This window comes from Aquimarina sp. I32.4 (assembly GCF_002924285.1).
In the GTDB taxonomy this organism is placed as follows: Bacteria; Bacteroidota; Bacteroidia; order Flavobacteriales; family Flavobacteriaceae; genus Aquimarina.
This window is the reverse complement of the sequence record NZ_PGUB01000156.1, coordinates 1-6,948: the sequence shown is the minus strand read 5'-3', so window position 1 is coordinate 6,948 and position 6,948 is coordinate 1. Positions and strand designations below refer to the sequence as shown.

Annotated in this window: 6 protein-coding genes and 1 pseudogene; 6 read left to right on the top strand and 1 reads right to left on the bottom strand. The window is 32.5% G+C overall.

Going from position 1 to position 6,948, the window contains the following annotated elements; all coding sequences use genetic code 11:
* Positions 1-165: 165 nt before the first annotated feature.
* The 5 genes from CVD18_RS20670 (at position 166) to CVD18_RS20650 (ending at position 5,382) form a co-directional block, all read left to right on the top strand.
* Positions 166-579, top strand: coding sequence for a hypothetical protein (locus CVD18_RS20670; protein WP_103867385.1), 414 nt, complete (start codon positions 166-168; stop codon positions 577-579).
* 9 nt (positions 580-588) lie between these two features.
* Positions 589-903, top strand: a complete 315-nt coding sequence (locus CVD18_RS20665) for a hypothetical protein (RefSeq protein ID WP_103867384.1) — start codon at positions 589-591, stop codon at positions 901-903.
* A gap of 513 nt (positions 904-1,416) precedes the next feature.
* On the top strand, positions 1,417-4,221 hold the full coding sequence (locus tag CVD18_RS20660; RefSeq protein WP_103867383.1) for a bifunctional aconitate hydratase 2/2-methylisocitrate dehydratase: 2,805 nt from the start codon (positions 1,417-1,419) through the stop codon (positions 4,219-4,221).
* A 77-nt stretch (positions 4,222-4,298) separates the two neighbouring features.
* Positions 4,299-4,775 carry a hypothetical protein gene (locus CVD18_RS20655; protein WP_103867382.1) on the top strand — a complete coding sequence of 159 codons (477 nt, stop codon included), beginning with the start codon at positions 4,299-4,301 and terminating at the stop codon, positions 4,773-4,775.
* 127 nt (positions 4,776-4,902) lie between these two features.
* Complete coding sequence (locus CVD18_RS20650; RefSeq protein WP_103867381.1) at positions 4,903-5,382, top strand: hypothetical protein; 480 nt, start codon at positions 4,903-4,905, stop codon at positions 5,380-5,382.
* A 141-nt stretch (positions 5,383-5,523) separates the two neighbouring features.
* On the opposite strand, the pseudogene CVD18_RS20645 reads toward CVD18_RS20650, so the two are convergent.
* Positions 5,524-5,898: pseudogene (locus CVD18_RS20645) on the bottom strand (IS1595 family transposase); the annotation flags it as partial.
* 335 nt (positions 5,899-6,233) lie between these two features.
* Between CVD18_RS20645 and CVD18_RS20640 the strand changes: the two are divergent.
* The coding region (locus tag CVD18_RS20640; protein ID WP_103865846.1) for an IS630 family transposase at positions 6,234-6,948 on the top strand (715 nt) is incomplete at its 3' end.

The window sequence follows — 6,948 nt, the reverse complement described above, 5'->3', positions numbered from 1 at the left end:
TTTATTTCTTCTTCTCACAACCTAAAAATAAGGATTTTTAAAACAAAAGATAAACTAATTTATGCTCTTATTAATAATTTTAATGAAAAATAGAGTAGCATAATTAATAATCCAAATTTAAAAGATTACTCTTGTTTTATAGGGGTCAAAACATCTGGAGTAAAATTGTTTTTAATAAAGAAAAAAGTAGCTAAAACATTCTTTGAAAAATTACAACTGTGGAGTGGAGTGTATTTAGTCTTTTTTTTTGTTTTTCACCTTGGCGCAGTATTTATAGGCAGGTTTATTTTAAATTTAGATACAAATATATATTTTGGCGTAGCGGGATTAAATACATTTCCTCATTATCTGTTTTTTGCTCCCTATTACGGACTCGCTATAATCTCATTTTTTGGACATCTTTCTTCTATTCATAGAATGAAAGTAAAAAGTATTTTATTAGAAATCAAACCAAGTAAACAAGCATATATAATTCTGTTTTCAGGAATAATATTATCATTTATACTACTCTATGGATTAACAAATGGATTTAATGGAATTGAAATTCCGACAGAATATCATATTGTAATTGGTAAATAATGAGAGTTCATGAATTTAATTATAGAATGGAAAAATATAAGAATACATTTTAATAAAAGCTTTAAATCAAACCTTTATGTATCGATTGCTTCTGTTGATTCCAACAACACCCCTACGATAACACCTATTGGCTCCCTCTTTTTAAATGACTACCAAACAGGGTTTTATTTTGAGGAATTTGTTTCAAAACTTCCTATTCATTCAAACATCAATAAAAATATTTGCGTTTTAGGAGTAAACAGTAATCACCTTTTTTGGATTAAATCTTTGTTTAAAGAAAAGTTCCCTACTTCACCCGCAATTAAATTATATGGTGAATTGTGAGAGAAAAGAAAAGCAATACCAAAAGAAATAAAAAGGTTGAAGAAAAGGATGAAATTAACCAATGGTTTAAAAGGCAATTCTTATTTATGGAAAAAAATGGAATATATAAAAGATATAAAGTTTACCAGTGCAGAAAAAATTAATTTAGGTAAAATGACAGCCTCCACCTAAAACATTTAAATGAAACTTGTAGGTTTCTCTATAGCTAAGACAGTTTAAAATTCAAATTTACCAGCTGTAACCTTAAAATGTTTATTTTTTTGATGATTTCTCTAGTGAAGACATAAATGCTAGAAAAACACCTCATTTCAAACCTCTCTACAGAGATTGTTCTTTATAAAACTCAGAAACAGATTAAATTAAATCTCACTTTAATAAAGTTAGAATAAATGATATTACTCTAAATTAGAAGAATTGTTTATTTTTGTTTTATTGAGAGAATAATCTAGAAGTCTCTCTTTTTGTTTTCTAAAGAGAACTTATAAATCTCTTTAGGTTAAAGAAAAAAAATTTATGAGCAGATACAGTGAATACCTTAAGGAGGTTGAAGAAAGAAAAGATCAAGCGCTTCACCCGAAACCAATTGATGGTTCGGAATTGTTAAGCGAAATCATTGAACAAATCAAAGATTTAAATAATGAACATCGATCAAACTCCATTAACTTATTTATCTACAATGTATTGCCAGGAACTACTAGTGCTGCTGGTGTGAAAGCAAAATTTTTAAAAGAAATTATTCTTGGTGAATTTATCGTAGAAGAGATATCACCATCATTTGCCTTTGAGCAACTATCTCACATGAAAGGGGGACCTTCTATTGGTGTACTTCTCGACCTTGCATTGGGTGACAATACTGCTATCGCAGAAGAAGCTTCCAAGATTTTGAAGACACAGGTTTTTCTCTATGAAGCAGATATGGATCGTTTGGAAAAGGCTTTTAAAAAGGATAACAAAATAGCTAAAAGTGTTATTGAAAGTTATGCAAAAGCAGATTTTTTCACCAAACTTCCAGAGGTAGATGAAGAGGTTAAAGTAGTTACTTTTATTGCCGGTGTAGGAGATATTTCTACAGATTTACTATCCCCTGGTAGTGATGCTCACTCTAGATCAGACCGTGAACTACATGGTAAATGTTTATTTGAACATAACGAAGATCGACAAAAAGAACTTTTGGCGCTGCAAAAAGCACACCCTGACAAATCAGTTATGTTGATTGCTGAAAAAGGTACTATGGGAGTAGGTTCTTCAAGAATGTCTGGTGTTAATAATGTAGCACTTTGGACTGGTAGACAAGCAAGCCCATATGTGCCATTTATCAATATTGCTCCAGTAGTTGCTGGTACAAATGGTATTTCACCGATTTTCCTTACTACTGTTGGTGTAACAGGTGGTATTGGTCTAGATCTAAAAAATTGGGTAAAAAAGTATGATACAGATGGTAATCCTTTAGTAGATGAAGATGGTGAACCTATTCTTGAGCAAGCATACTCAGTCGATACGGGTACTGTACTTACAATCAATACAAAAGCAAAGAAGCTTTACAATGGTGATCAGGAATTAATTGATATTTCTTCAGCGCTTACTCCACAGAAAATGGAGTTTATGAGAGCTGGAGGATCATATGCAATCGTATTTGGTAAAAAATTACAAGCGTTTGCAGCTAAAACCTTAGGTATAGCTATTACACCTGTATTCGCAACATCTAAAGAAGTTTCTCATGAAAAACAAGGACTTACTGCTGTTGAAAAAATATTTAATAAAAATGCCGTTGGAACTTCTGGAGCAACACTACACGCTGGCTCGTATGTACGAGTTGAAGTAAATATTGTAGGTTCTCAAGATACAACAGGGCTTATGACTTCTCAAGAACTGGAAATGATGGCTGCAACTGTAATTTCACCTATAGTAGATGGTGGTTATCAGTCGGGTTGTCATACAGCTTCAGTATGGGATTTTAAATCTCAAGAAAACATACCAAAGTTGATGAAGTTCATGAATGACTTTGGGCTTATTACCGCTCGTCATCCTGAACACAAATATCACCCAATGACCGATGTAATACATAAGGTACTTAATGATATTACTATAGACGATTGGGCTATAATCATTGGTGGTGATTCACATACAAGAATGTCAAAAGGTGTGGCTTTTGGTGCAGATTCAGGTACCGTAGCACTTGCATTGGCAACAGGAGAAGCGTCTATGCCTATTCCAGAATCAGTAAAAGTAACTTTCAAAGGAAAAATGAAAGACTACATGGATTTTCGTGATGTAGTTCATGCTACGCAAGCTCAAATGCTTAAAGAGTTTGGTGGAGAAAATGTATTTCAAGGTAAAATTATTGAAGTACATATAGGAACGCTACCTTCTGATCAAGCCTTTACCTTTACAGATTGGACAGCAGAGATGAAAGCAAAAGCTTCTATTTGTATCTCTCAAGATGATACCCTAATCGAATCCCTAGAAATAGCCAAAGGTAGGATTCAAATCATGATCGATAAGGGTATGGACAACGAGAAACAAGTACTTCAAGGACTTATTGATAAAGCCAATAAAAGAATCGATCAAATTAAATCAGGCGAAAAACCTGCGTTAACTCCTGATGATAATGCTAAATATTATGCAGAATTTGTAGTTGACTTGGATATCATTGATGAGCCAATGATTGCAGATCCAGATGTACATAATGAAGATGTATCTAAACGATACACACATGATACCATTAGAGAGCTTACCTATTATGAAGGTAAGAAAAAGGTAGATTTAGGTTTTGTAGGCTCTTGCATGGTTCACAAAGGTGATATTAAGATTGTTTCCAAAATACTTAAAAACCTAGAAGAAAGACATGGTAAAGTTGAGTTCAGAGCTCCTTTGGTAGTAACGGCTCCTACCTATAATATTATTGATGAACTCAAAGAAGAGAAAGATTGGGAAGTACTTCAAAAATATTCTGGTTTTGAGTTTGATGATACAGCTCCAAAAAGTGCTGCTCGTACAGAATATGACAATATACTATATCTAGAGAGACCTGGTTGTAACCTATGTATGGGTAATCAGGAAAAAGCAGAAAAAGGTGATACTGTAATGGCCACTTCTACACGTCTGTTTCAAGGTCGTGTTGTAGCAGACACAGATCGTAAGAAAGGAGAGTCATTACTAGCATCTACACCGGTCGTAGTTCTTTCAGCTATCCTTGGAAGAACACCTACTATTGAAGAGTATAGAGCTGCAGTAAAAGATATCAAATTAACACAATTTGCGCCTCCTCTCAAGAAATTAACTTCGAAGCCATTACCACCACATAAAATTTCTTATTAATTTTTAAATATTAAAGTGATTTAATTTTTTTGATACTATCGAAAAAGTTAAATCACTTTAATACTAAGGTTAAAGTTATGCAAAGAGATAAAATAAGTTTTGGGTCTATAAAATCTGAACTTGAGGATTACATGACTACCGTTATATATTTAAACGGAATTAACTTTAAGAATATAATAGAAGAAATAGAAGTAAAACAATTTGAAAAGAAAGGCTTACACATTCAAAATGGTTGCTATGAAGGAATATCATTCTTTATTGCCTTTCATAATCAGAATCACTTTTTATGTGAAACCTTAAATAATTATATCTATCAAGATCAGAGATATACGCTATATGATTATAAGTACTCTGGTATTCCTGGAGATCATAGTCTCACATGTAAAATATCTATTGGAGTCAAAGATATATACTGGCATGATTTTAAAAATTTCTCTAAAATAATTCCATTTGAGATAAATTATAAAGACCTTGAATTTCATTTCTGTAAAGAGCAATATTGCGAAGCAATAAATCTTGTTAGAAATAATACAGAAGAAAATATGTTTGCATAAGTTTTTAGATGTATCAAATCGAGGAATTTACCTTTTATCAAAGAGAGACTTAAACTCCTTAAATTTAATAACCTGTCTAATTAAAACAGTCTTTTTATATAAAACCACATTAGACAACACTTAAATATTGAGAAAATTAAAAGACATATTACGAATAGTTATCATTGGGATTCCTTTATTGGCACTCTCAATTCCGATGATTATTTTTATTCCTATTAAAAGCTTTTACCGAAAAAAAATTAAGGAAAAATATGCTGAGTTTTTGATCCAGAATGATGGGAAAAATTTCTTCTGCTACAATAACCGAAAAAACTCAAAGAAGTATATTGAAGAAAAGATACTCCCAAATCTGCCTAAAGAAATTGATATCGTATATCTAAATGGAAAAAAAATTGAATCAGATTACACAACTGAATTTATCTCGGAAGCTCTTTATAATTTAAAAAATTACAATCGTTTTCCTCATTTAATAAAAATTAGGAATGGACAACTAATTGATAAATCCATAAATAATCCGTTTTATAACATTTTGAATTTGAATAAACCAAAAAGTGCTTTTTTAGGTCAAATAAATAGATTCTTTAATCTAGATAAAAACGTTGTATAACAACATATCATATTGTAAGCTTCCATAAAAAAATATGGCTATATTCTACTATATGACTGATTCAGTTGTTGTTTTCCAAATTTGCCATGCATTTTGTCCAGCAAGGGCATAGTAGGCAAAGGATTTGAGACGTTGGTTATTCTATTTTATGCGTTCCAAGACCATAAACCAGTTCATATAATTCTGTAGATATTTAGTTGCCACTCCATTAAATGGTTTCATCCATTGCCTAAGCCTTTTCGCTGTGTTGTTAACATTCTGCACGTGGTATATTTTGTTTTTTACCCTTTGTCCTTTGGAAACATTGAATTTTTGATGATCCAGTTCATTACTTTTTGCGAAAGCTGTATAAGAGCGATGCGTATCAGTGCAAAGTGTTTCTGCTTTCTCTAACTTGCCATCAAAAACTTGGTCGAGATCTTTTTTACTTATCCGTCCTCTTGTTGCTACACGGAGTTCTTTGTTTTGCGATCTGTCACAAGTAACCACTACAGCAACCTGTTCATTACTGATCCCGCGCTTAGTTGCTTTACTTGGATACGCTAGAGCAAGCTGACCCCCTCCCTAGATCAGTATTAGGCACTATATATTAGCTGCCGTTCTGTCGGATACTGACCCCTCTGTATTAAAAAGATAGCCTAATATTACTTTTGACAAGTACTGTGATCAATTATTCTGGACTAAGCTGACCCTTTTGGATGGGGTTTGTTAGATTCTAGAGCATATTGACCCCTTTATTGAACAAAAGTTGTTTTGATTCTGGAGCATGTTGACCCCTCTCTACTGGAGATGATATTAACATAGCGGTAATATAATTAGATTATTTGGGATAAAATCCGTATATTGTCCCTATGAAAGAAATGGATTTTAGGTCAGTAGATTCGGCTACTAGAAAAGAAATACGCAAACGGGCTATAAAACAAATTAATTTAGGAAAAAGGAAGAAAGATGTTGCTATTATGTATGGAGTTAACCAGAATACGATTACCAATTGGGTTAAAAAATATAATAAGAAAGGCATTGAAGGATTAATAGATAATAAACGAGGAGTTAGTTCTCAGGACAAGAAGCTTCTTAACCAATCCCAAGAATTGGAGATTCAATCTATGATTACCGATGTTATGCCAGATCAATTAAAATTAGATTTTGGTCTATGGACACGTAAAGCCGTAAAAGAGTTAGTTGAAAGAGAATATGGGATAAAATTAGCGATAAATACGATGGGGGATTACTTACGCTCTTGGGGTTTTAGTCCTCAAAAACCAAAGAAACAAGCCTATGAGCAATGTTCAAAAAAAGTTCAATTATGGTTAGATCAGCAATACCCTGTTATTAAAGAGAGCGCCAAAAAAGAAAAAGCAGAAATACAATGGGGAGACGAGACTGGAGTAAGAAATACTAATCAACACGGTCGTTCTTATGCTCCTAAAGGAAAAACTCCTGTAAAAAAAAACATGTCCAAACGCTTTTCTATAAATATGATTTCTACAGTAACTAATCAAGGAAGTGTACAATTTATGATTTACTCAGGAACAATGAATGCCGATAGATTGATCGAGTTTTTAA

What these genes read in the sequence shown, in the direction of transcription:
- CVD18_RS20665 (WP_103867384.1), top strand. Translation starts at nt 589, where the DNA reads ATGAATTTAATTATAGAATGGAAAAATATAAGAATACATTTTAATAAA.
- CVD18_RS20660 (WP_103867383.1), top strand. Translation starts at nt 1,417, where the DNA reads ATGAGCAGATACAGTGAATACCTTAAGGAGGTTGAAGAAAGAAAAGAT.
- CVD18_RS20655 (WP_103867382.1), top strand. Translation starts at nt 4,299, where the DNA reads ATGCAAAGAGATAAAATAAGTTTTGGGTCTATAAAATCTGAACTTGAG.